We start from the raw sequence: 22913 nt of genomic DNA on the forward strand, positions 1-22913 counted from the left end.
TACGATATAAGATTTACGATTGTAAATAGTTACAATAAAAAACCCACAAACTGAATTTCAATTTGTGGGTTTTTTATATCCTACTTGGTATTTCGTAAATCTTACCTCGTACTTCGTAAATCGTAAATTGGTTTATCCTAAAAACGGATACCTGTAATCTTCTGGAGCTACCAAGGTTTCTTTGATGGTTCTTGGCGAAGCCCAACGCAATAAATTTAAGGCAGATCCTGCTTTGTCATTGGTTCCGGAAGCTCTAGCACCACCAAAAGGTTGTTGTCCTACAACAGCTCCGGTTGGTTTGTCATTGATGTAAAAATTTCCTGCTGCATTTTGAAGTGCTACAGTCGCCTCTTCAATAGCATAACGATCGGTACTGAAAACAGCCCCTGTTAAAGCATATTCTGAAGTGGTATCTACTAATTTTAAGGTTTCAGCCCAATGCGCATCTTCATACACGTAAATGGTAATTACTGGACCGAATAATTCGGTTTCCATAGTGGTGTATTTTGGATTCGTAGTCACAATTACTGTAGGCTCGATAAAATACCCTTTGGATTTATCGTAATTTCCTCCTACAATGATTTCAGCATCGGCATCTTTTTTAGCTTGGTCAATATAGCTCGCCAATTTATCAAAAGATCCTTCGTGAATCACCGCAGTAATGAAGTTTGAAAAGTCTTCTGGTGAACCCATTTTCATAGATTTTACATCAGTAATTACTTGTTCTTTTACCGCTGACCATAGGCTTTTTGGAATATAAGCTCTTGAAGCTGCAGAACATTTTTGTCCTTGGAATTCAAACGCACCACGAACAATTCCTGTAGCAACTTGTTTTACATTTGCTGAAGGATGGGCAATAATAAAATCTTTTCCACCTGTTTCTCCAACAATTCTTGGGTAAGTTTTATAATGGTGAATGTTGGTTCCAATTTTAGCCCAAATGTCTTTAAACACATGGGTTGATCCTGTAAAGTGAACACCTGCAAAATCACGACTTGCCAAAACGGTATCAGTTACCATTAAAGCATCTCCAAAAACTACATTGATTACCCCATCAGGCAAACCTGCTTCTTTGAAAATATCAATAATAATTTTAGCTGAAAAAACTTGGCTATCACTTGGTTTCCAAACCACAACATTTCCCATCATAGCAGCACTTGCGGGTAAATTCGCCGCAATAGCCGTAAAGTTAAAAGGAGTAATGGCGTAAATAAAACCTTCCAATGGTCTGTATTCTAAACGATTCCAAACAGACGAGTCAGAGGTAGGTTGGTCACTATAAATTTGCGACATAAATTCTACATTGAAACGCAAAAAGTCAATCAACTCACAAGACGCATCAATTTCGGCTTGGTGAATCGTTTTAGATTGCGCAATCATTGTTGCTGCGTTAATTCTAGCTCGGTAAGGTCCCGCAATTAATTCGGCCGCTTTTAAGAAAATAGCCGCACGTTGTTCCCATGCCATGCTAGCCCAAGCGTGTCTAGATTCTAATGCGTTAGCAATCGCTTTTTCTACATGCGATCTCTTTGCTAAATGATACGTTCCTACAATGTGTTGGTGGTCGTGTGGTGCCGACATCGTTCTGGTATTTCCAGTTTTAATCTCTTCGCTTCCAATATACAAAGGAACGTCGATAGTAGTATTCCACATTTTTTTGTAAGCCTCCAATACAGCTGCTCTTTCAGGTGAATTAGGAGCGTATCCTTTTACAGGTTCGTTGACCGCTTTGGGTACTTTAAAAAATCCTTTTAGCATAATAATAGTATTAAAAAATCTGTCTAAAGAGCAGATTTGAATTAGAAAATTGAAAAAATAAAATTATTCTGAATCTTGCGAATAATTTAAACTATTACAAAAGTACAAAGGATAATTCAATAAAAAAGATAATTGAAAGGAATAAATTAAAATTTATTCAATGAAATGTGTTCTTAATTAAGGGCAAAAGGAGCGCTTAATCGAAATGAAGGTACAATAACTTTGAAAGTTTTAGTTGTAGTAAAGTTAATCATATTGAAATGTCCTTTCATTGCGCCATGTGGAGAAGAAAGTAAACAGCCAGAACTATAGGTGTAAAGTTCTCCAGGTTTTAAAACGGGTTTTTTGCCAATAACTCCTTCGCCATCTACAATTTCTAATTCATTTAGCGAGTCAAATATTTCCCAATGACGAGAAACTAATTGTACAGAATCTTTACTGTGATTTTCAATTTTGATTTCATAACTAAAAGCAAAATGGATTCGATAGTTTTTGAAGTAAGTGCCTTCAAAACTAGTCAAAACAGAAATTTTTATGCCTCTTGTAATTTGAGAAACCATAATAGAATATTGAAATGATCAAATTGTGCTTTACAAAGCTACAAAAAAATGATTTTGCTTTAACAATTTAGTTGGAAAATGTTTTTTAATTAATTATATTTAAGGAAGTTGCAGTTCCTTTTCCTATCACGTGGTCGTAGCGATCGGTATTTTCTCGATAATATACCAGAACAGTATATTCGTTTTCGGTTTGGTAAAAATTGCCATCAATAGCATTTTCTTGGTCAATTGTGCCGTTTGGGTTCACAGCTAAATATTCATAATTAGTAAACCCTTGCTTGATTAAAATGGCTTTTTCGTAAATTCCTTTTTCGCTATTGTATTCCATCTTGTTTTCCGGAGTCAGAGCATAATTGTTGAACATTCCAGTTACATAAATAGAGCCATCAGCACTTCTAAAAGTAGGAGCAGAAAGACTAAAATAAATCCACGAATAATCAGCTTCAATATCACTGTTTTCAGCAAATAATTTACGTACCACAAAATTTCCGTTTACATCTTGCCAGTTGTAGTAGTTGGAGTTGGCACGGGCTTCATTGGTAAACAAATAGGAATTGTATATTTCTTTTTGATTGTCGATAAGAGAGATATTATTACTTGCTACTCGGATTTCTTTGTTGTCAAAATAAAGAAATTCATTTCCAGCCCAAAATTGAGTTTGCGTATCGTATTTGTAAACTAAATCGTTTCCAATAGTGTATTGAGGAGGAATGTTTGTTATTGCTGTTTGAAATTTTCCGTTTTGAAGTAGTACGGTTTTGATATTTTTCAATGGATTTTGGAAGTTAATCACATTGGATTTTATAGTAAATTCTACATTTTGTTTGGAATCCAAGTTGCTCAGCGTTCGCGCTCTTTTAACTTGAATTGGAACCGAAACTACATCCTCATACAAGATGAATTTTCTAGAGAAAACAACTTCTTTGTCTTCGTTTAAAATTTTCAGTATATAGTTGCCGCTGATTTTTAATTGCGTGGTTGCATTGGGAAAGCTTAGTTTGTAATGCGTATAGATTTGTAAGGTGTTGAAGGAACTGGATGATTCTTGGATACGTTGATTATCAAATCCTTGAAGGTATTCTCTTTTTTGTAAATCAGAAGGATTCCAATTATAATCACAATGAATGATTTCATAAAAATAAGAAGCGTCATTGCCAAACAGATCGTCAAATTGCAATTGAAAAGAGTCTCCTAATTGAAATATTGGAACTGTATTTTGATTATTTTGAACAAAAGAAACCGTTTTGATGTTGTAGGGCGCCACTATTTCTTTCTCAACTTGAGCTGATGCAAAAGTAACTGCAAGAAAAAATAGCGTTTGAAACAGGTAACGTAGCATAATTGTTTGGATTACGAAATGTAAATATAAGCAATTATTCGCTTTTGCTTATTTGAAACAAACTGGTATTATTTCTCCTGGAGCTAAGCAGTATTTTGTAACCAATTCAAGACTGATTTTTTTAGTATAATCTTCTTCAATTACTGTAAAACCAATACTTCTTAATTTGTCAAAATAATCACGTCCATACACTCTGACGTGATCGTATTGTCCGAAAATTTTTGCGCGTTCTTTTTCGTCTGTAATAGAGTCGTCAGAAAAAGTAGTGGCTCTATTTAAATCTTGCGGAATTTGAAGGATGGCCATTCCGCCCGGTTTTAAAACGCGATACAATTCTTGCATGGCTTTGGTGTCATCTGGAATGTGTTCCAAAACGTGGTTGCAAAATAGCATATCGTATTGATTGTCCTCAAAAGGTAGGTTGCAAATATCTGCTTTCACATCCGCCAATGGGGAAAACAAATCGGTAGTAGTGTATTGAATGTTTTTTTGCTTTTTGAAACGCTTGTAAAACTCTTGTTCAGGAGCAAAATGCAATACATTTTTTTTCTCAGTTGCCGTGAAAAAATCAGTTTCATTTTGAAGATACAACCATAATAAACGGTGTCTTTCTAATGAAAGGGTGCTTGGAGAAAGTACGTTATTTCTTTGTGTTCCATACCCATACGGCAAAAACATTCTAAAACTTTTCCCATCAATAGGGTCAGTGAATGTCTTTCCCTTTAATAAAAATGCCAAAATAGGACGTGCTACAATACTTAATCGAATTAAGATAGGACGTGGGATGGTATTAAGGATGAATTTAAATATTTTTTTCATTTATTTCACTAAGATTCACAAAGGAGACACTAAGTATCACGATGGTGTATTAATAAATCGTTTAATGTTATTTCTTAAAATAGTCGAGTTGTAATTAAAAAGCAATCCCAATGGATAGTTTCCGAGTTTTAAATAAGTCAAAATCTGAGCAAAATGAACAGCAGTAAATCCTTCTACAGTTTTTAGTTCTAAAACTAATTTGTTTTCAACTAAAAGATCAATTCTATAACCGTGATCAATTTTTATATCTTTATAGATGACAGGTAATTTCAATTCTTTTTCTACATACAAACCAGTATTCTTTATTTCGTAGAATAAACATTCTTGATATGCAGATTCTAACAATCCAGCTCCAAGTTCTCTATGAACTTCGATTGCTAAACCAATAACCTTATAAGTTATAGCTTCTAATTCTTCATCAATAATTAATTTGTTTTCACCGTTCATAAACAAATTCTTTGGGATTCTTTGTGGGTTCTTTGCGTGTTTTGTGAAAATCTCTTTAAATCAAAGTTGGGTCTTTTCTAAATTCATCTTCCTCATTACTCACAATGCCCATAGCGTCATAGATGTATTTGAAGGTAGAAAGTAATTCTGGTTTTCCGTCTACTAAAGCAACATCATGTTCAAAGTGAGCTGAAGGTTTGTTATCAGCAGTAGTAATTGTCCAACCGTCTTTGTGTTGTTTGATGTTTTTGGTTCCAAGATTGATCATCGGTTCGATAGCAACTACCATTCCTTCGATGAATAATTTTCCACGACCTTTTTTGCCATAATTTGGCATTTCAGGTTCTTCGTGCATTTTTTGCCCTAAGCCGTGTCCTACTAATTCGCGAACCACTCCATAACCATGGGCTTCGGTATATTTTTGGATAGCATTACCTACATCTTCTACGCGATTTCCTGCTTTGAATTCGCGGATACCTACATATAAAGATTCTTTTGTGATTTGTAATAATTTTTTAGTTTCAGGAGCTACGTCACCTACTTCAAAAGTGTACGCGTGATCTCCGTGAAAACCGTTTTTGAAAGCACCACAATCTACAGAGATGATATCGCCACTTTGTAAAGGAGTGTTGTTAGGAATTCCGTGTACTACTTGAGTATTTGGACTCATACAAAGCGAATTGGGAAAGCCATACAATCCTAAGAAACTTGGGACTGCTCCGTGGTCACGAATAAATTCTTCAGCTAGTTTGTCTAAGTGTAAAGTGGTGACTCCTTCTTTGATTTCAGAAGCAATCATTCCTAAGGTTTTGGATACGATTAAGGCACTTTCGCGCATTAATTCTATTTCTTCTCTTGATTTTACTATAATCATGATTATCTAATTTTCAGTTGGCAAAAGTACAATATTATAGGAACTTTTAAAGTCAAATAGATGAGAATAAAAAAGGCTGCCCAAAATAGAGCAGCCTTTTTAGTTTTTGTAAATTATCTTATAATAATGAATGACTTGTCATAGCAGCAGGTTGTGCCACTCCCATTAATTCTAAAATAGTTGGCGCAATATCTCCTAAAACTCCATTGTTGATTTTTTTCAAATCTTTATCTACTAAGATAATAGGCACAGGATTTGTTGTGTGTGCTGTATTTGGTGAACCATCAGGATTAATCATAGTTTCACAGTTTCCGTGGTCAGCAATGATGATAGTTGTATAATCATTGGCCAAAGCCGCTTCTACTACCTCTTTTACACAAACGTCAACCGCTTCACAAGCTTTGATTGCCGCTTCCATAATTCCGGTATGCCCTACCATGTCTCCGTTAGCAAAGTTCAAACAAACAAAATCCACTTCGCCTTTATGTAATTCAGGGACCAAGGCATCTTTTAATTCGTAAGCACTCATTTCGGGTTGTAAATCGTAAGTCGCTACTTTTGGAGAGTTTCTCAAGATACGACTTTCACCTTCAAAAGGAGTTTCTCTACCACCTGAGAAGAAAAACGTAACATGAGGGTATTTTTCTGTTTCGGCGATACGAATTTGTTTTTTGTTGGCTTTCTCTAAAACTTCTCCTAATGTTTCTGTGATGTTGTCTTTATTGTACACCACTTTTACATTTTGGTAAGTTTCATCGTAGTTTGTTAATGTAACATAATACAAATTCAATTTGTGCATGTTTTGCTCGTGGAAATCTTGTTGCGAAAGCGCTTCTGTCAACTCACGACCTCTATCGGTTCTAAAGTTGAAGAAAATAACGACATCATCTTCTTCGATGATTGCTAAAGGCTTTTCGGTGGCATCCACAGCAACCAATGGCTGAATGAATTCATCAGTAACATCGTTTCCGTAACTAGTTGCGATAGAAGTTACGATATCTTTTGTAGCAGTTCCTGTTCCGTGAACTACTAAATCGTAAGCTAATTTTACTCTTTCCCAACGTTTATCACGATCCATTCCGTAGTAACGTCCAATTACTGACGCTATTTTTACTGGAGTTGGCGCAATATAATCTTGTAAATCTTGAATGTATTTTTTTCCTGATTTAGGATCCACATCACGTCCATCGGTAAAGGCATGGATGAATACTTTGTCTAGTCCGTATTCTTGAGAAGCATCTATTAAACCTCTTAAGTGCGAAGTATGCGAATGTACTCCACCATCTGAAACTAAACCTAAAAAGTGTACTTTTTTATTGTTGGCTTTCGCATAGTTAAAAGCATCAATTAGTACTTGTTCTTTGGCCAACGTTTTATTGGCTACAGCCAAATTAATTTTCGCTAAATCTTGGTATACAATTCGGCCAGCACCCAGATTCATGTGACCTACTTCTGAATTTCCCATTTGTCCTTCAGGTAAACCAACGTTCAAACCGTCAGTTCTCAATTGCGCATTGGGATATTTTGTATATAAACTATTGATAAAAGGTACATTGGCATTGTCAATTGCAGACACTTTTGGGTCAGGAGATTTTCCCCAACCATCCAAAATCATAAGGATAACTTTCTTGTTCATCGGAATTTATTTTAGGCAAAGATAAGGCATTTCTAAAAATCTCCGAATACATCCAATTCACAATTATTCAAATAGTAACAAATAAAATAGTTTTTGTTTTATAATTGAATTTTGGAACTACTTATCATTTTTTTTCAATGAGTTGTAATCAATAAAGTAACGAACACTTATTGAAAAAACATGATTTAGGTTGTTTTTGTCAATGACTTTTTCAAAGTTACTACCTAAGTCTCTTTTGAATTCGTTCTCAAATAAAGCGGCATTGTTTCTATACAAAATGGACACTTGACTTCCGGGAGCAAACCACCAAGAGTAGGATAAATCCAAATTCCAAGCGTTAAAAATAGAATTACTATTTTGAGTAAAGTTGGAAGTGGATCTCAAGGTGCCGTCATTTTGAAGACTATAATATTGACTATAGTCGGCAAAACTTAAATAATGACGTAATGAAAGGTTGAAATTCATTTCGCTATTGAGGGTGAATTTACCTTGTAAAGTGTTGACGTAGGTAGTTCGGTCTCTTCGTCCCATGAAAATTTCATTAGTGGCACTGTCATTTCCTACATACCCCAGGTTGTTATCTTGTTTGCTGAAATCAAAATTATAACTAAGTGAAAAATGATCTGAAAACCGGTATCTAGGACCTATTACAACTCCATAATTTCGTCTGTTTTTTTCGTTGACAAAACTGATAAAAGGGTTGAAGTCAAAAGCAAATTTGTTATTTGAATTAGACGAATAATACAAATAAGTCGATATGAATTCAGGCATTTGAATATAACGAGATTGATCTGAAGTGCGAGGTTCATAAAAATCAGATGTTTTTATTGGTCTCGCGTTAAAACCCCCTCCAAAATAATGATTTTTTTTATTTACAGAATTTAGGTTAAAATTAACCATTCCCTGTTGGATTCGACCTGTCCGGTTGTCAAATTCTGAATAGAGGTTCATATAGATGTTGAACATGTTGAATGTCGCGGTCGGGTTTAAAATGCGATAACTCCCATTAGAATAAAAACTATGATAATTATTTTGAAATTGAATTCCCATATCGTCATTATCAAAACCTTTGGAAACATATTCAGCGCCTCCTCCATATTGAAATTTTCCACTGGTTTCACCAAAAGTAATACTCGAACTAAAGCCTTTTTTGTTTTCAACACCTAGTCCGTTGACAAAACTATATTTGTAATCACCCGATAAATTATAGGTATTTTTCTTGGTATTCAAATCAAATAAAAGTGCCGATACATTTCCGTCACGTCCGCTACCATTACGGGTTACATTAGTGTTGATAAACGAAACGGATGAATTTTTTCTAAAGCGTTGGTCTAAAACAAAAACATTGTAATTAGCCAAAGGTTCTATCAATGATTTGCGAGTAGCTCCTGTAATATCATTAGTAATAATTGCTTCTGTTTTTTCGGTCACAGCGTTCAAAACCCCAATTCCTAAACCGTTTTTAGTTCTTCCTGAAATTTTTAATGCATTCAATAAGTTTACTTTTCCAGGGGATTCAGTAATAGATTCATTAGCGGATAGTTCAGGACTAATACTTGGGCTTCCGCCAATTCTTCGCGAATAAAATAAATTTCCTTTGCTGAATAGCTCTGTTCCTTCGGTAAAAAAAGGCCTGTTTTCATTGAATTTTTGCTCAAAGGGACTTAAGTTTAAAATCACGTTATCAAAGGCTGTTTGTCCAAAGTCGGGAACCAAAATAGCGTCTAAAGTAAAAGCATCATTGATTCCGTATTTGATATCGACTCCACCTTTTAAATCGCCTTTGGTTTTCTGATTAGCATTGGAATTCAAGTAAAAAGAAGAATACGGAATCAAGAATAAACGAGTGGGGGTTTTGATATTTTCAATACCATTTAACACTCCTTCTTGATTGCCTCTTGAATTGATTTTGTTGTCAATTAAATTCCAAGAATAAAAAGAGCGCGTTCTTTTAAAGTCACGAATGAAGTTAATACCCCAAGTTTGTTTTTTCTCGGTAGAGAATCGAAGGGCGGCATATGGAATTCGTATTTCGGCGGTCCAACCAAAATCAGTAATTTGGGTTTTCCCCTCCCAAATCGCATTCCATGAAGAATCTTCCCCGTTGCTTTCGGTAAAAAGGAAATCTTCTTGAACTCCCGCAGCACTTAAAATGAAGCTGAATTCTTGTTGCCCATCATTGTAGCCATTGATAAAAATCCCCACACGGTCTGCAGTTCCAGAATTATCTCTTTGGCTTAGTTCTTTTAGGATTTTACCAGGCTCATCATCGTACATAGTAGCGGCAAAATAAACCGCTTCGTTGTCATAGGTTACTTTAATTTCGGTACGTCGTTCTTTGGGTTCGGCTTTACCATTATCCGGCATCCACATTACGAAATCTTTTGCTACATCAGCTTTTAACCAAGCGGCTTCATCGAATTTACCATCAATGATGATTTTTTCGGTTGTAAACTGAGTGGTCAATGATTTTTTTTGGCTGTAGCCAAAACAAAAAGCGAAGACTAACACAAGACTGAAAACTGATTTCATATTTTGGGGATGCGATTAGCTGGTTTTAAATTAGTACAACGTAATTTTAATTATAAAATTGGATTGCATACCATTAGTCTTGATTGTTTTAATTTGTTACACAATCAAACCAATCTTTTTAAGATAACTAGTGTTAAATAGCTTTAGTTTGTTAAAAACAATGTTAAATATCTGATTTTAACTCAATTGACTTCTTGTTGAACGTATCTTTGCAATTCTCAGATCTAAAAATACATTAACAAAATACTATGGTTGCCAAATTTCTTTTTCTTTCCTTTTTTTTCTTTTCCTCTGTTACTTTTTATTCCAATGCAACTACTTTTTCGCATCGTATAAAAAGTGATTTAAGTCTTGAAAATTCAGTTGAAATGGTCTATTCAGGTTTAAAAACGAATCATTATGAGTTGCCTAAACTAGAGAGCTTTACACAAGCATTGAAAGGATTTTATAAATTAAAGGAAAGAGGGGTTATTAAGAAAGATATTTTGACGTTAATTGATTTCAGCTTGTCGTCTAATATGAAACGACTTTGGGTAATAGATTTGGCTTCCAAAACTATTTTGTACCAATCTTTAGTAGCACACGGTAGAAATACGGGGGAAGAATTTGCCAATAGTTTTTCGAATGCAGCCCAATCCTTTAAAAGCAGTTTGGGATTTTATGCTACGGGCGAAGTGTATAATGGGAAACACGGATTGTCACTACGATTGGACGGACTAGAAAAAGGGATTAATGATAATGCAAGAAATAGGGGAGTAGTCATGCATGCAGCCGATTATGTTTCCAATTCCTTCGTCAAAAATAATAGACGACTGGGCAGAAGCCAAGGGTGTCCAGCTATTCCGGTTGGTTTGTCAAAAGATATTATAGGTGCTATCAAAGACAAATCGTGTCTTTTCATTTACCATCCCAAGCTGGTTTCCCAATTATTGTCCTAAAATTTTTTGAACATTAAAAAATGTGGTCCAACTTCTTTGATCTCAAATTCAGCTCCCACTATTTCGTAGCCTAATTTTTTGTAAAATCCAACGGCTGAGGTACGGGCATTGAACCAAATTAAGGTGGTGTTTTGTTTTTTACAAAAGGCTTCGGCTTCTTGAATTAATGCATTACCAATTCCTTTTTTCTGATGAGAATCCAAAACCGCCATACCTCTAATTTGAAAAGATTTTTGGTCTCCTAAAAGTAAATTTTCGGATTCAAATAGGGAGACCAGCCCGATAAGTTGGTTATCCAAAAAATAGCCGAAATGATGCGTTGATGGTAATTCATCACCTTCAAAACGACAACTTTCAATAGGTTTTCCGGCTCTTAAAACAATATGTCTTACAGGATAAGTCTCGGTTGCAGTAATTTCTTGAATAAAATAATTCATTTTTTGAGTTGGTCTTTTGTACAAATTAAAGAGATAATAATTTCATACTAAAATATTTATGGTTGTATTTGAACTATTTTAAATTCCTGTTCAACAGGGATGATTGTTATTTTTTCGAAAAAAACTTGCAATCATGAAAACTTATTATTTATATTTGCACCGTTGAAATGCGGAAGTAGCTCAGTTGGTAGAGCTCCAGCCTTCCAAGCTGGTTGTCGCGAGTTCGAGCCTCGTCTTCCGCTCTAAAGCCTCAAATTATTTTGAGGTTTTTTATTTACTGTTTTTCATGCGGAAGTAGCTCAGTTGGTAGAGCTCCAGCCTTCCAAGCTGGTTGTCGCGAGTTCGAGCCTCGTCTTCCGCTCTTCAAAGCCGAAACAATGTTTCGGCTTTTTTATTTCACAAAACTCAAATCACTGCCACTTTCCAATTCTTCTGGCGCTTGGTTTTGTCTAAAAAGGCGTGCTTTAAGATTTCCTTTTAGTGTAATTATGTCTCCTTTAATGTCTAACCAACTACCTTCTCGTAACCCTAAAACAGGAATAGAATTGAAGGTGTGAAATTCTTTGATTCTGGCTTCACGGGTTTCTCCCATGTGATTGGATGTAGCTTCGGTATCTATAAAGTGCGGATTCAAATTAAACGGAATCATTCCTAAAGTTTGAAAACTAGGAGGGTACACAATAGGCATATCATTTGTTGTTTGGATGGTCAATCCGGCAACATTACTTCCGGCACTAGTGCCTAAATAAGGCGTGCCACTTTTAAGTTTTTCTGCCAAAACTTCCATCACTTGGTTTTTGTACAATTGGGAAACCAAAACAAACGTATTTCCACCACCTGTAAATATTCCTTCAGCATTTTGAACCGCTTCGGCTGGATTTTCAAATTCATGAATCCCTTTTACGGCTATGTTTATTTTGGCGAAAGCCAATGCTACTTTGGCAGTATATTCATCGTGTGTCATTCCGCCAGACCGAGCATACGGAATGAAAAGTAGGGTTTTGCAGTCTTTAAAATGGTGTTCTAATTCAGGAAGAAGGTATTCTAAGAAACCGCTCCCGTATACTGTTGAGGTACTTGCTAATAGTATGTTTTTCAAGGTCTATTGTATTTGTAATTTGAGGTAAAGGTAGAAAATCCACTTATTTAATTAACCTGTTGGGTGTAATTATTAAAAACGTCAATTCGAGTGTTTTTTGTGTAATGAAATGGAACAAAAAATGTATCGAGAAACCTTTAGGTTCAACGTAGTTAATCGTTTTTAATGAAATTTCACTTGTTCTCGATACAATTTTCTTCCCGAAGATTCGGGAGAAAATTACTCGAACTGACGTAAAATTATCATCAAAAACTAATTACACCCAACGGGTTTTTTAATTAACAAATTTTTACCAACTCATTAGTAATTAATTTGGAGGATACTCCAATACTTTTGTAACCTATTTCCGAGATAGGAACTAGCTACTATATGATACGACTGATTTGTTTTATAATTTTTTGGTGTACCACCCAACTTTTTTCTCAAGAAAAAGTTGCTGTTGAATGTCACGGAAAAGTAACTGCGGATATGACTAATTTGGAAGGTATTTATGTGATTAATCTCAAAACCGAAAACGCTTCGATAACGGATAAAGAAGGTTATTTTTCAATTAAAGGAGTAGCCGGAGATACCCTACTTTTGTCAGCAGTTCAATTTAAATCTACTAAATTTGTTTTGACTCCCGAGAACCTCCAAATCAATTTGTTTTTTGTGAAGATGCGACCTATTATGAATGAATTGAAGGAAGTAATTGTGCGTCGTTACCCCAATATTTCTGCAGAGGCGTTAGGAATCATTCCGTACGGTCAAAAAAAATATACGCCTGCCGAACGCAAATTAGCTACGGCAACTGATTTGAATGCCCACGGGAATATAGGAGGATTGACAGGAGGATCAATTTCAGCAGATCCATTTTTAAACTTCTTATCAGGTCGAACCGCCATGTTGAAGAAGGAATTGGAAGTAGAAAAGAAAGAAACTTTTATAGTACAATTGGAATCACTATTTGATCAGCATCATTATGTAAATATTTTGCATATTCCAGCCATCTATGTCAAAGGATTTCAATATTTCGCAGTGGAAAATCCAAAATTCACAAGGGTTTTAGAAACCAAGAATCGAACTTCTATTGAGTTTTTGTTAGGGGAATTGGCGACTCAGTACCTTGAAATTATTGTTCCAAAAAAAGAGAATTAAATTCCTTCTATTTTGTCATTCCGACGGAAGGAGGAATCTCATTAGTTGCTCTCGTTATGTGCTTTTTCCTTGCGTCGAAATGACAAGACAAAAAGTAAAAAATAGCTATCCTACTAAAAAAAAAGCTTTTAATTTTGTTAATTATAACAACGAGCCACGCGAAGGGATTCGCGCGGTACTTTCTATTTATTTAAAATATATAGTTTTAATTATCTTCCCATTTTTTTCATAATAAATAATGCTGTCGAGATGATATTTTTCATCCAAAGGAATTGGGTATTTTTCAGATGTGGTATCTACACTTGAAAAATATTCTTTTCTATCATCATATAAAATTTCTTTTATTTGATGTTTATTTTTATGATACTCGTAAGTCCCCATAATTGGGTCTCCAGACGAGAGTACTATGAATAATACAAAAGGAATTGGGGTGCAAAATATGAATAATAGCATATTCCATGTTCTAAGTTTTATTTTGTCTTTATAAATTATTATTCCAGTAATAACTAACAAAATTATCCAACCAATGAAAAGAAAAAACATATAACCAAGCGATGAACTTGAGTCTCTTTTAGTAAGTCCCCAAATAAAAAACTGAAACAATAAATTGATTACAGAAATTGTTAAAAGCTTTAAGTCTGGATTATTTTCGTTCATTTTGGTTAATATTACCGCTAAGTTATATATGTCTGAAAAAATTAGACATAGAACTTGTTTTGGGTTTAACGTCTAATAAAAATCAGTTTTTCTCGTAATGCTAATATATAAAAAATATAGTACAAATGGACAAGGTAGTAAATAGGGGTAGGGAACTTTTTATAAAAATCCTCATTCAAAAGTATCTCAATATCATTTCAAAAGAATTACTACTTTTGAAAGATGAAGAAAATCTTTTTTATGACCTTTCTAGGTCTTTTGTTGGTAAGTGTTTCGGCATTTGAAGTCCATAAATTTTACATGGCTATTTTTCAGGTGAACTATGCTCCTGAAAAGAAAATGCTGCAAATTACGTCTCGTATTTTTGTAGATGATTTGAATTTGGCACTCGAAAAAAAATACGGCAAAAAAACGTTTTTAGGTGCTGATAAAGAGTCTGCAGACGATCAAGCAATACTTAAAAAGTACTTTCTTGAAAACTTACAAATCAAAGTAAATGGTCAGACCAAACCAGTAGCTTTTTTGAGCAAAGAACTAGAAGGAGATATTCTAATTTGTTATTGTCGGGTAACTGATGTATCCAAACTACATTCGGTTGAGATTACCAATACATTTTTAACACATTGGAATTCAGAACAACAAAATATTTTGCATTTTACGGCTTTTGGAGAAAAACAAACCCTGCTTTTTACAACCTCTAACAAGGCCGAAGTGTTAAAATTTTAATTAGATCGACTCGATTTGTTAAAAATTACTATTTTCACAAGCTAAAATTCCCCAAAATGAAAAAAATCGCATTAGTATTACTTTTGCCATTACTTACAATGGCGCAAGAAAAATCAACACCGGCAGCACCAAAGCAAACCGGAAAATATGATACGAATAAATTCAGTCAGATGTATGATGTATTGGCCACGCCCAATATGTTTCGTACCGCTTCAGGAGCTCCTGGACCTGCTTATTATCAGCAACAAGCCGATTATAAAATTGACATTGAGTTAGATGATAAAAATTCAAAATTAAGTGGCTCTGAAACGGTTACTTATACCAATAATTCGCCTGATACTTTAGAGTATTTATGGGTGCAATTGGATCAAAACCAACAAGCGAAAACTTCGCAATCTCCTTTGGCCGAAAGCCAAAAAATAGATCCGGTATTGCCAGCTGAAAAGTTTGCTTCAGACTATTTGAAAGAAAAAGCAGATCGTGGATTCCATATTGAATATGTGAAAGATGCTAAAGGGACTCCATTGTCTTATACCATCAACCAAACCATGATGCGTATTAATCTGCCTGTACCAATGAAACCAGGTTCAACATTTGTTTTCTCTACAAAATGGTGGTACAACATCAACAATTATAGAAAAGAAGGTGGCCGTTCAGGATATGAGTTATTTGAGAAAGACGGTAATAAAATTTATGTAATTGCTCAATTCTATCCAAGAATGGCGGTTTATAACGATGTGGAAGGTTGGCAAAACATGCAGTTCTGGGGAAGTGGAGAGTTTGCCTTGCCTTTTGGAAATTTTGATGTTAACATTACAGTTCCTGCTGATCATGTAATTGATGCTACCGGAGAACTACTAAACCGTGCCGAAGTATTTACACCGGCTCAAGTAAAAAGATACGAATTAGCTCAAAAATCATTTGATAAACCCGTAGTGATTGTAACTCAAGAAGAAGCTACGGCTACTGAAAAAGGATTTTCAGATAAGAAAAAAACATGGCGATTCAGTGCTAAAAATGTGCGTGATTTTGGAATCGCTTCGTCAAGAAAGTTCATTTATGACGCGATGGCTGTAAAATTGAGTAATAAAGTGGTTATGGCCGAGTCGGTTTATCCAAAAGAAGCGAATCCGTTATGGGGAGAAACTTCGACAATGACTGTGGCACATACTTTAAAAAGTTATTCGTCTCATACTTTTGATTATCCTTACCCCAAAGCAGTTTCTGTATCGGCAGAAGATCAAGGAATGGAATACCCAATGATTTGTTGGAATTTTGGGCGACCAGATGAAAATGGAGTAACTAGTGAGCAAGTTAAAAACGGAATGATTGGTGTAGTTATTCATGAAGTAGGACACAACTTTTTTCCAATGATTGTGAATTCAGATGAGCGCCAATGGACTTGGATGGATGAAGGTTTGAACTCCTTTATGGAATATATGGCCGAACAAGAATTGGGAACGAATTTCCCGTCAAGACGCGGTCCTGCTAAAAATATTGTTCCGTACATGAGTGGCGATCAAAAATTCTTGGAGCCAATTATGTCGAACTCTGAAAACATCTATCAATTTGGTAATAATGCTTACGGAAAACCAGCTACAGGATTGAACATTCTGAGAGAAACCGTTATGGGTAGAGAGTTGTTTGACCATGCATTTAAAGTGTATGCAAATCGATGGAAATTCAAACACCCCACTCCAGAAGACTTTTTTAGAACTATGGAAAATGCTTCTGCCTTTGATTTGGATTGGTTCTTTAGAGGATGGTTCTATTCAACAGATTTTGTAGATATTGGAGTGGAAGACGTAAAACAATATTATGTTTCTGAAACTGCAACGAGTGATCTAAAAGAAGTAAAAGTAAGAAAAGGACGTTTTGGCTTAGATAAAGGACCTTTCGTTTATTTGGTTTCAGGGCAAAATTCAGAATTGAATCCAAAGGATAAAAAAGCATTGAAAATTGACGATGTAAAATTGCTTTCAGATTACATCAATCAAAATTTATCTGCTGATGAAAAAGCGAGTTTGAAATCACCTAAATACTTCTACGAAGTAACGTTCAATAAACCAGGCGGAATGATAATGCCTATTTTAGTCGAAATCACGTATGAAGATGACACCAAGGAAAGTTTCAAATATCCTGCTCAAATTTGGAGAAAAAATAATGATACTGCCAAAAAGGTATATGCTACTGCAAAGGCAATCAAACAAATACAAATAGATCCTAAATTGGAAACGGCTGATATTGATGTTACCAATAACACTTGGCCAAAACAAGAAACAAAATCTAAATTTGATTAAAATAGTTATACTTTTAAAGGGAATCTTTTAATTAAAAAAACCATTAAGATATTAAGTTTTATTAAGGCTTAACATCTTAATGGTTTTTAACATTCTTGTCCTATTTTTAATAGAAAAACGGGATGTTATAAAAGCTAAATTAAATTAGTTTTTTAAAATTACATTTAATCTTAATTAGCTTAATATCTTAATGGTTATCAATTTTTCACTTTTTTATAAAAACCTTTGTTATAGACCAATCAGTATTCAATAGAACTTTTATGAAAAATTTAAAATAGTAGGACTTGAAATTTGGTATATTTGTCCTCTAAGAAAAAAAATACAATTATGTTTGGTATAGGTGGAGGCGAATTAATTTTCATCATGTTTATCGTTTTAATGCTTTTCGGTTCTGATAAAGTGCCTGAGATTGCACGAACATTGGGTAAAACTATGGCGCAAATTAAAAACGCGACAAATGATATAAAAACGGAAATCCAAAAAGGAGCCGAAGCAAATGGTTTTGACAAACAATCGTTAGCCGATTTGACTGGAAATATTACTGCTGAAATTGACAAGGCAAAGGAAAATTTATTAGGAGATTCAAGTACGTTGACGGATTTTTCTAATACAGTGACTTCAGAAATAACGCAAGTAAAGCAAGGTCTTTCTGTAGAAGAAAATAAAACGGAAGTGGCAGCTGTAGCTCAAGAAGATGTTGTTGAGGGCCCAATTAAACGTCAAATGTAATGCTTGACAAAGTAGTAGCTTTAGATACCCAATTGTTTGTTTATTTAAACGGTTTAGGTTCTGAAACCTATGATAGTTTTTGGCTTTTTATCACAAAACAATCCCATTGGACACCTTATTTCTTGATTCTATTGTATTTAGTTTATAAAAAAATAGGAACGAGACCAACGCTTTTAGTGTTATTGTCAGTAACATTATTGCTTCTTGCTACTGATCAAACCTGTAATCTTTTTAAATATAGTTTTCAACGTTTGCGGCCATGTAACAATCCTGAGATTAATTCGTTTATCCGAATTGTCAAATCGAGTGATACATTTAGTTTCTTTTCAGGCCATGCGGCCAATTCTATGGCAACGATGACTTTCTTGTTCTTACTTTTGAAAAAGTACTATCGGTATGCTTTTCTGTTATTTTTATTCCCTTTAATCTTTGCGTATAGTCGAATTTACTTAGGACTACATTATCCACTAGATATTGTAACAGGTTATTTGGTTGGTGCTAGTTTTGGATTTATAGCGTACCAATTGTATCAAAAATACGTTTTAAAGAACTCTTGAAACCGTTAATCCGTCTCGGATTGGTAACAAAACAGTTTCTACTCTAGGGTCGTTTTTCAGTAATTGATTGTACTCTAAAAGTATTTTGGTGCTCAAATCATTTTTTTGCAACGGCTCTAAGACTTTACCACTCCACAACACATTGTCCGATAAAATAATACCGCCTTTATTCATCTTAGGAACAATCAATTCAAAATAATTAATATAATTTTCTTTGTCGGCATCAATAAAAACTAAATCGAATTTCAGATCAAGACTAGGAATAATGTCAACAGCTTCTCCCAAATGCTGCACAATTTGGTTGCCCCAAGGTGATTTGTCAAAATGTTTGCGTTGAAAATCAACTAACTCTTCTTTGATATCAATGGTATGTAGCTGTCCGTTGTCTTGCATGCCTTCGCACAAACACAAAGCAGAATAGCCTGTATAAGTACCGATTTCAAGAATATTTACTGGTCGAATTAATTTAGACAGCATACTCAAAACACGTCCTTGAAAATGACCGCTTAACATTCTTGGCAACAAAATTTTCTGATACGTTTCTTTGTTGAGTGCGGCTAATAATTGAGGTTCTTTTTCAGAATGTTGTTCGATATAATCTTCGAGTTCTTGAGAAATGAAGTGCATTGGATAGTTTTTTCAATTGGCGCAAAGTTATCAAATTATCAAATCACACACGAGCATTTATGCGAATTGATGAAATAAATCAACAAATACTCCTTAAATTTGCGCCATGCAAATCGAGAAAAAAGACATACGGGCCTTATCCAAAGAACAATTGCGAGACTTTTTTGTTTCCAATGGAGACAAAGCTTTTCGTGGCAACCAAGTGTATGAATGGTTGTGGAGCAAAGGCGCACATTCTTTTGAAGATATGACCAATGTGGCTAAACCAACTCGGCAAATGCTCGAAGATCACTTTGTTATCAATCACATCAAAGTCGATACGATGCAACGCAGTGAAGACGGAACGGTAAAAAATGCTGTTCGTTTGCATGATGGTTTGATTGTAGAATCGGTTTTGATTCCTACCGAAACTAGAACTACCGCTTGTGTTTCGAGTCAGGTGGGATGCAGTTTAGATTGTAACTTTTGTGCTACCGCTAGATTAAAACGAATGCGTAATTTGGAACCTGGAGAAATCTACGACCAAGTGGTCGCTATTGACAGAGAAAGTCGTTTGTATTACAATCACCCGCTATCTAATATTGTTTTTATGGGAATGGGAGAGCCTTTGATGAATTATAATAATGTTATCAAAGCGATCGATATGATTACTTCACCAGAAGGCTTGGGAATGTCTCCCAAACGAATTATGGTTTCGACTTCGGGTGTGCCAAAGATGATTAAAAAATTAGCAGATGATGAGGTGAAATTCAAATTAGCGGTTTCGTTGCACTCGGCCATTGACGAAATTCGTTCTCGAATTATGCCTTTCAGTGAAAATTTTCCGTTGGCTGATTTGCGGGAAGCTTTGGAATATTGGTACCGAAAAACCAAAAGTAAGATTTCTTACGAATATGTGGTTTGGAAAGGAATTAACGATGACAAGGCTTCGGTAGATGCCTTGGTTAAGTTTTGCAAATATGTGCCGTGCAAAGTCAATTTAATTGAATACAACCCCATTGATGATGGTGAATTTCAACAAGCCTCTGAAGAAGCTATTGCGTCTTACATAAAAGGATTAGAAGCCATAGGAGTTGTAGTCAAGGTGCGAAGAAGTCGCGGAAAAGATATTGATGCAGCTTGTGGACAATTAGCAAATAAATCTTAAAAAGCACTGAATTTAGTAAAGGTATTGGCTTTGAAAAAATAATGATTTTGTATCTTTGGAGCCAATGAATATCACTTCTCAAATAAAACAGCCTATTTTGATCGAAATGGAACTTTTTGAAAAAAAGTTCTATGAATCGATGTCTTCTAAAGTAGCGTTGCTTAACAGAATTACCTATTATATTGTCAATCGCAAAGGGAAACAAATGCGTCCTATGTTTGTGTTTTTGACTGCCAAAATGGTTTCTCAAGGCGTTGTGAATGAACGTACTTATCGAGGAGCTTGTGTGATTGAATTGATTCATACCGCTACTTTGGTTCATGATGATGTGGTAGATGATAGTAACCGTCGTAGAGGATTTTTCTCTTTGAATGCACTTTGGAAAAATAAAATTGCCGTTTTAGTGGGCGATTATCTACTTTCTAAAGGACTGTTGCTATCCATTGATAATGGCGACTTTGATTTACTCCGAATCATATCCGTGGCTGTTCGTGAAATGAGTGAAGGAGAATTACTTCAAATTGAAAAAGCCCGCCGATTAGATATTACGGAAGAGGTGTATTACGATATCATTCGTAAAAAAACAGCAACATTGATTGCTGCTTGTTGTGCTTTGGGAGCTCAGTCAGTAATTGAAGATGGAGTTCAGGTGAAAAATATGCATCGTTTTGGGGAATTAATAGGGATGGCATTTCAAATCAAAGATGATTTGTTTGATTATACCGATGACGCTATTGGTAAACCAACAGGGATAGATATTAAAGAACAAAAAATGACTTTGCCTTTAATTCATGTTTTGAATACCTGTACTGCTAAAGAAAAAACTTGGTTAATCAATTCTATTAAAAACCACAACAAAGACAAGAAAAGGGTTAAAGAAGTCATTGCTTTTGTCAAGAATAATAATGGTTTGGCTTATGCTGAACAAAAGATGCTTCAATTCCAACAAGAAGCATTGCAACTGCTAGCCAATTATCCGGATTCTCCATTTAAAGATTCTTTAGTCTTGATGGTGAACTACGTTATTGAAAGAAAAATATAATTCTATATTTTCTAATATTGAGCTTTTAAAGTGTATAAAAAGCGGTATAATTTATAATATTTTACTGCTGATTTTAAAAAATACTATAATTTTAAAAAAAAGCGAATAATTTAAAAATATTATAGTTAAATTCGTCACGTGAAAATTCAAAAGAGAAAAATAGTATTAATTGAGGACGATGTAGCATTAGGAAACGCTATCCTAGAGCTGTTACTATTGAATAATTTTGATGTTACTTGGTTCGAAGAAAGTACACCTGCCCTTCAATATCTCTACCAGAATATACCCGATCTAATCATAAGTGATTTAATGATGCCAGTTATGAATGGAGAAGAATTGTATTTGAATATTCGTAAAAACAGAAAATTCAATACAGTTCCTTTTATTATTATCACCGCTAACATAGATGATGAAGTCAAGTTGCGTCAATTAGAACATGGCGTGAATGATTATATCATGAAACCATTTAAAGTAAAAGAGTTAATCTTTAAAGTAAATAATGTTTTAGAGTTAAGAAAAAACATTGAAAAAAACTTTGGTATAGATCCTTTTTCAAAGGTTACTATTAAATTATCGGAGAAAGATTTTCTTACATCTCTAAATGAACTTCTATTAAAAGGCATTAAAACAAGACCAGATTTAGACGAATTGTCTAAAAAATTATTTATCAGTAAATCTACCTTAGATAAAAGAATTAGAAAACTCACAAATAAAAATATAAGCCAATACATTAGAGAGTTTAAAATTCAATATGCTATGAAGTTGATTAAACTAGGAGAGAGAAATATTCAATTCTTAGTGGACGAAACAGGCTTTGGGTCTTTTTCGTATTTCTCTACAAGTTTTAAGGCGTATAGTGAGATGAGTCCTCGTGATTATATTAAGTCAATTCAAGCTTCAGAATTAGAAAAATAAGTCGTTTTTTGTAGTAATTGAAGTAAACTATATTACTAAATTGTTACCATTCCTATTCTTTTTTAAAATATAAGTAAAAATTAAATTTTTTCAAATTTCTATTATAATTTTCGTTCATCGAATCATCAAAATTGTGTCGTAAGGTTTTTTTTAAAGCTTTAAGAATAACAATTTAAATCTGTATAATTATAAACGTATCCCAATGAAACTAAGGCCTTCTGATGAAACGTGGGATAGATTAGATGTAATGCTTAATTATAATGAAAAGAATATAGCTTATGTTAATCGAGCTATTCTTGGATTAAGTTTTTTTGTATTAGTCTTATTCGGAATCCTACTTTGTAGTAATTAAAAAAAACAAAAAATGCTCTAAAGGCATTTTTTGTTTTTTACACCAATTCAATTTCTGTATTGCTTAAGCACATTTGAAGTATTGAAGTAGATTAGAAATTAAATTATTAGCATTTTTTTTTAATTTATCCATTAAAATATAATGAAATAAAAATACTTCACTTATTTTTGATGTAAGATTTGGGATCTTTCTTACCGGGCAGCTTACTCAGAAAATTTATTGGGGGCAATGAATTTATGATTACAATTTAGTTAAAGTAAGCTGCTTTAGGTAAGATACTAAAAA

Annotated in this window: 22 protein-coding genes and 2 tRNA genes; 12 read left to right on the forward strand and 12 right to left on the reverse strand. The window is 34.3% G+C overall.

What is annotated here, in order from left to right; translation table 11 throughout:
- Positions 1-132: 132 nt before the first annotated feature.
- The 8 genes from pruA to RMR09_RS08600 form a co-directional block, all read right to left on the reverse strand.
- A complete protein-coding gene (gene pruA / locus RMR09_RS08565; RefSeq protein WP_310595381.1) occupies positions 133-1758 on the reverse strand; it encodes an L-glutamate gamma-semialdehyde dehydrogenase in 1626 nt (541 codons plus the stop codon).
- A 173-nt stretch (positions 1759-1931) separates the two neighbouring features.
- A complete protein-coding gene (gene apaG, locus RMR09_RS08570) occupies positions 1932-2318 on the reverse strand; it encodes a Co2+/Mg2+ efflux protein ApaG (protein WP_310595382.1) in 387 nt (128 codons plus the stop codon).
- 85 nt (positions 2319-2403) lie between these two features.
- Positions 2404-3657, reverse strand: coding sequence for a DUF5103 domain-containing protein (locus RMR09_RS08575; protein ID WP_310595383.1), 1254 nt, complete (start codon positions 3655-3657; stop codon positions 2404-2406).
- A 48-nt stretch (positions 3658-3705) separates the two neighbouring features.
- Positions 3706-4476, reverse strand: coding sequence for a methyltransferase domain-containing protein (locus tag RMR09_RS08580; protein ID WP_310595384.1), 771 nt, complete (start codon positions 4474-4476; stop codon positions 3706-3708).
- Positions 4477-4512: 36 nt separating this feature from the next.
- Complete coding sequence (locus tag RMR09_RS08585) at positions 4513-4923, reverse strand: GxxExxY protein (RefSeq protein ID WP_310595385.1); 411 nt, start codon at positions 4921-4923, stop codon at positions 4513-4515.
- A 55-nt stretch (positions 4924-4978) separates the two neighbouring features.
- On the reverse strand, positions 4979-5797 hold the full coding sequence (gene map, locus RMR09_RS08590) for a type I methionyl aminopeptidase (RefSeq protein WP_310595386.1): 819 nt from the start codon (positions 5795-5797) through the stop codon (positions 4979-4981).
- 118 nt (positions 5798-5915) lie between these two features.
- Complete coding sequence (gene gpmI / locus RMR09_RS08595; RefSeq protein WP_310595387.1) at positions 5916-7433, reverse strand: 2,3-bisphosphoglycerate-independent phosphoglycerate mutase; 1518 nt, start codon at positions 7431-7433, stop codon at positions 5916-5918.
- Positions 7434-7550: 117 nt separating this feature from the next.
- Positions 7551-9965, reverse strand: a complete 2415-nt coding sequence (locus tag RMR09_RS08600; RefSeq protein ID WP_310595388.1) for a DUF5916 domain-containing protein — start codon at positions 9963-9965, stop codon at positions 7551-7553.
- A gap of 248 nt (positions 9966-10213) precedes the next feature.
- On the opposite strand from RMR09_RS08600, the gene RMR09_RS08605 reads away from it, so the two are divergent.
- Complete coding sequence (locus RMR09_RS08605) at positions 10214-10903, forward strand: murein L,D-transpeptidase catalytic domain family protein (protein ID WP_310595389.1); 690 nt, start codon at positions 10214-10216, stop codon at positions 10901-10903.
- Here the strand turns inward: RMR09_RS08605 and RMR09_RS08610 are convergent.
- Positions 10900-11340: a GNAT family N-acetyltransferase gene (locus RMR09_RS08610; RefSeq protein WP_310595390.1), complete on the reverse strand. Its 441-nt coding sequence runs from the start codon at positions 11338-11340 to the stop codon at positions 10900-10902. The genes RMR09_RS08605 and RMR09_RS08610 overlap by 4 nt on opposite strands.
- Positions 11341-11509: 169 nt before the next feature.
- Between RMR09_RS08610 and RMR09_RS08615 the strand changes: the two genes are divergently transcribed.
- A tRNA-Gly gene (locus RMR09_RS08615) sits at positions 11510-11582 on the forward strand.
- 46 nt (positions 11583-11628) lie between these two features.
- Positions 11629-11701 (forward strand) — tRNA-Gly (locus tag RMR09_RS08620).
- A 30-nt stretch (positions 11702-11731) separates the two neighbouring features.
- Here the strand turns inward: RMR09_RS08620 and pepE are convergent.
- The gene (gene pepE, locus RMR09_RS08625; protein WP_310595391.1) at positions 11732-12439 is read right to left on the reverse strand and encodes a dipeptidase PepE; all 708 of its coding nucleotides are present in this window, start codon (positions 12437-12439) and stop codon (positions 11732-11734) included.
- 369 nt (positions 12440-12808) lie between these two features.
- Between pepE and RMR09_RS08630 the strand changes: the two genes are divergently transcribed.
- Entirely contained in the window at positions 12809-13576 is a 768-nt protein-coding gene (locus tag RMR09_RS08630; RefSeq protein ID WP_310595392.1) for a carboxypeptidase-like regulatory domain-containing protein, read from the forward strand.
- Positions 13577-13762: 186 nt separating this feature from the next.
- On the opposite strand, the gene RMR09_RS08635 is transcribed toward RMR09_RS08630, so the two are convergent.
- Positions 13763-14233, reverse strand: coding sequence for a hypothetical protein (locus RMR09_RS08635; RefSeq protein ID WP_310595393.1), 471 nt, complete (start codon positions 14231-14233; stop codon positions 13763-13765).
- 222 nt (positions 14234-14455) lie between these two features.
- Here RMR09_RS08635 and RMR09_RS08640 point away from each other — a divergent pair, with 222 nt between their 5' ends.
- The 4 genes from RMR09_RS08640 to RMR09_RS08655 all read left to right on the forward strand — a co-directional run bounded on the left by RMR09_RS08640 (position 14456) and on the right by RMR09_RS08655 (position 18545).
- Entirely contained in the window at positions 14456-14959 is a 504-nt protein-coding gene (locus RMR09_RS08640) for a DUF6702 family protein (protein ID WP_310595394.1), read from the forward strand.
- Between the two features lie 56 nt (positions 14960-15015).
- Entirely contained in the window at positions 15016-17259 is a 2244-nt protein-coding gene (locus RMR09_RS08645; RefSeq protein WP_310595395.1) for a M1 family metallopeptidase, read from the forward strand.
- A 327-nt stretch (positions 17260-17586) separates the two neighbouring features.
- Entirely contained in the window at positions 17587-17988 is a 402-nt protein-coding gene (locus RMR09_RS08650) for a twin-arginine translocase TatA/TatE family subunit (RefSeq protein WP_310595396.1), read from the forward strand.
- Complete coding sequence (locus tag RMR09_RS08655) at positions 17988-18545, forward strand: phosphatase PAP2 family protein (RefSeq protein WP_310595397.1); 558 nt, start codon at positions 17988-17990, stop codon at positions 18543-18545. The genes RMR09_RS08650 and RMR09_RS08655 overlap by 1 nt, the downstream gene beginning before the upstream one ends.
- Here the strand turns inward: RMR09_RS08655 and RMR09_RS08660 are convergent.
- The gene (locus RMR09_RS08660) at positions 18531-19172 is read right to left on the reverse strand and encodes an O-methyltransferase (protein ID WP_310595398.1); all 642 of its coding nucleotides are present in this window, start codon (positions 19170-19172) and stop codon (positions 18531-18533) included. The two genes, RMR09_RS08655 and RMR09_RS08660, sit on opposite strands and share 15 nt — an antisense overlap.
- Before the next feature lie 106 nt (positions 19173-19278).
- On the opposite strand from RMR09_RS08660, the gene rlmN reads away from it, so the two are divergent.
- The 4 genes from rlmN (at position 19279) to RMR09_RS08680 (ending at position 22628) form a co-directional block, all read left to right on the forward strand.
- Positions 19279-20319: a 23S rRNA (adenine(2503)-C(2))-methyltransferase RlmN gene (gene rlmN / locus RMR09_RS08665; protein ID WP_310595399.1), complete on the forward strand. Its 1041-nt coding sequence runs from the start codon at positions 19279-19281 to the stop codon at positions 20317-20319.
- Positions 20320-20383: 64 nt separating this feature from the next.
- A complete protein-coding gene (locus RMR09_RS08670; RefSeq protein ID WP_310595400.1) occupies positions 20384-21361 on the forward strand; it encodes a polyprenyl synthetase family protein in 978 nt (325 codons plus the stop codon).
- A 138-nt stretch (positions 21362-21499) separates the two neighbouring features.
- Positions 21500-22276, forward strand: a complete 777-nt coding sequence (locus RMR09_RS08675) for a response regulator (protein WP_310595401.1) — start codon at positions 21500-21502, stop codon at positions 22274-22276.
- Positions 22277-22478: 202 nt separating this feature from the next.
- Positions 22479-22628 carry a hypothetical protein gene (locus RMR09_RS08680; protein ID WP_310595402.1) on the forward strand — a complete coding sequence of 50 codons (150 nt, stop codon included), beginning with the start codon at positions 22479-22481 and terminating at the stop codon, positions 22626-22628.
- Positions 22629-22913: the final 285 nt, after the last annotated feature.

It is taken from the genome of Flavobacterium sp. (assembly GCF_031537875.1).
GTDB lineage: Bacteria > Bacteroidota > Bacteroidia > Flavobacteriales > Flavobacteriaceae > Flavobacterium.

Excerpts from the sequence above, each read along its gene's own strand:
- rlmN (WP_310595399.1), top strand. The coding sequence starts at position 19,279 with ATGCAAATCGAGAAAAAAGACATACGGGCCTTATCCAAAGAACAATTG.
- RMR09_RS08650 (WP_310595396.1), top strand. The coding sequence starts at position 17,587 with ATGTTTGGTATAGGTGGAGGCGAATTAATTTTCATCATGTTTATCGTT.
- map (WP_310595386.1), bottom strand. The coding sequence starts at position 5,797 with ATGATTATAGTAAAATCAAGAGAAGAAATAGAATTAATGCGCGAAAGT.
- RMR09_RS08630 (WP_310595392.1), top strand. The coding sequence starts at position 12,809 with ATGATACGACTGATTTGTTTTATAATTTTTTGGTGTACCACCCAACTT.
- RMR09_RS08575 (WP_310595383.1), bottom strand. The coding sequence starts at position 3,657 with ATGCTACGTTACCTGTTTCAAACGCTATTTTTTCTTGCAGTTACTTTT.
- gpmI (WP_310595387.1), bottom strand. The coding sequence starts at position 7,433 with ATGAACAAGAAAGTTATCCTTATGATTTTGGATGGTTGGGGAAAATCT.
- pruA (WP_310595381.1), bottom strand. The coding sequence starts at position 1,758 with ATGCTAAAAGGATTTTTTAAAGTACCCAAAGCGGTCAACGAACCTGTA.
- RMR09_RS08640 (WP_310595394.1), top strand. The coding sequence starts at position 14,456 with ATGAAGAAAATCTTTTTTATGACCTTTCTAGGTCTTTTGTTGGTAAGT.
- RMR09_RS08585 (WP_310595385.1), bottom strand. The coding sequence starts at position 4,923 with ATGAACGGTGAAAACAAATTAATTATTGATGAAGAATTAGAAGCTATA.
- RMR09_RS08605 (WP_310595389.1), top strand. The coding sequence starts at position 10,214 with ATGGTTGCCAAATTTCTTTTTCTTTCCTTTTTTTTCTTTTCCTCTGTT.
- RMR09_RS08645 (WP_310595395.1), top strand. The coding sequence starts at position 15,016 with ATGAAAAAAATCGCATTAGTATTACTTTTGCCATTACTTACAATGGCG.
- RMR09_RS08680 (WP_310595402.1), top strand. The coding sequence starts at position 22,479 with ATGAAACTAAGGCCTTCTGATGAAACGTGGGATAGATTAGATGTAATG.
- RMR09_RS08655 (WP_310595397.1), top strand. The coding sequence starts at position 17,988 with ATGCTTGACAAAGTAGTAGCTTTAGATACCCAATTGTTTGTTTATTTA.
- RMR09_RS08660 (WP_310595398.1), bottom strand. The coding sequence starts at position 19,172 with ATGCACTTCATTTCTCAAGAACTCGAAGATTATATCGAACAACATTCT.
- RMR09_RS08600 (WP_310595388.1), bottom strand. The coding sequence starts at position 9,965 with ATGAAATCAGTTTTCAGTCTTGTGTTAGTCTTCGCTTTTTGTTTTGGC.
- RMR09_RS08610 (WP_310595390.1), bottom strand. The coding sequence starts at position 11,340 with ATGAATTATTTTATTCAAGAAATTACTGCAACCGAGACTTATCCTGTA.
- apaG (WP_310595382.1), bottom strand. The coding sequence starts at position 2,318 with ATGGTTTCTCAAATTACAAGAGGCATAAAAATTTCTGTTTTGACTAGT.
- RMR09_RS08635 (WP_310595393.1), bottom strand. The coding sequence starts at position 14,233 with ATGAACGAAAATAATCCAGACTTAAAGCTTTTAACAATTTCTGTAATC.
- RMR09_RS08670 (WP_310595400.1), top strand. The coding sequence starts at position 20,384 with ATGAATATCACTTCTCAAATAAAACAGCCTATTTTGATCGAAATGGAA.
- RMR09_RS08580 (WP_310595384.1), bottom strand. The coding sequence starts at position 4,476 with ATGAAAAAAATATTTAAATTCATCCTTAATACCATCCCACGTCCTATC.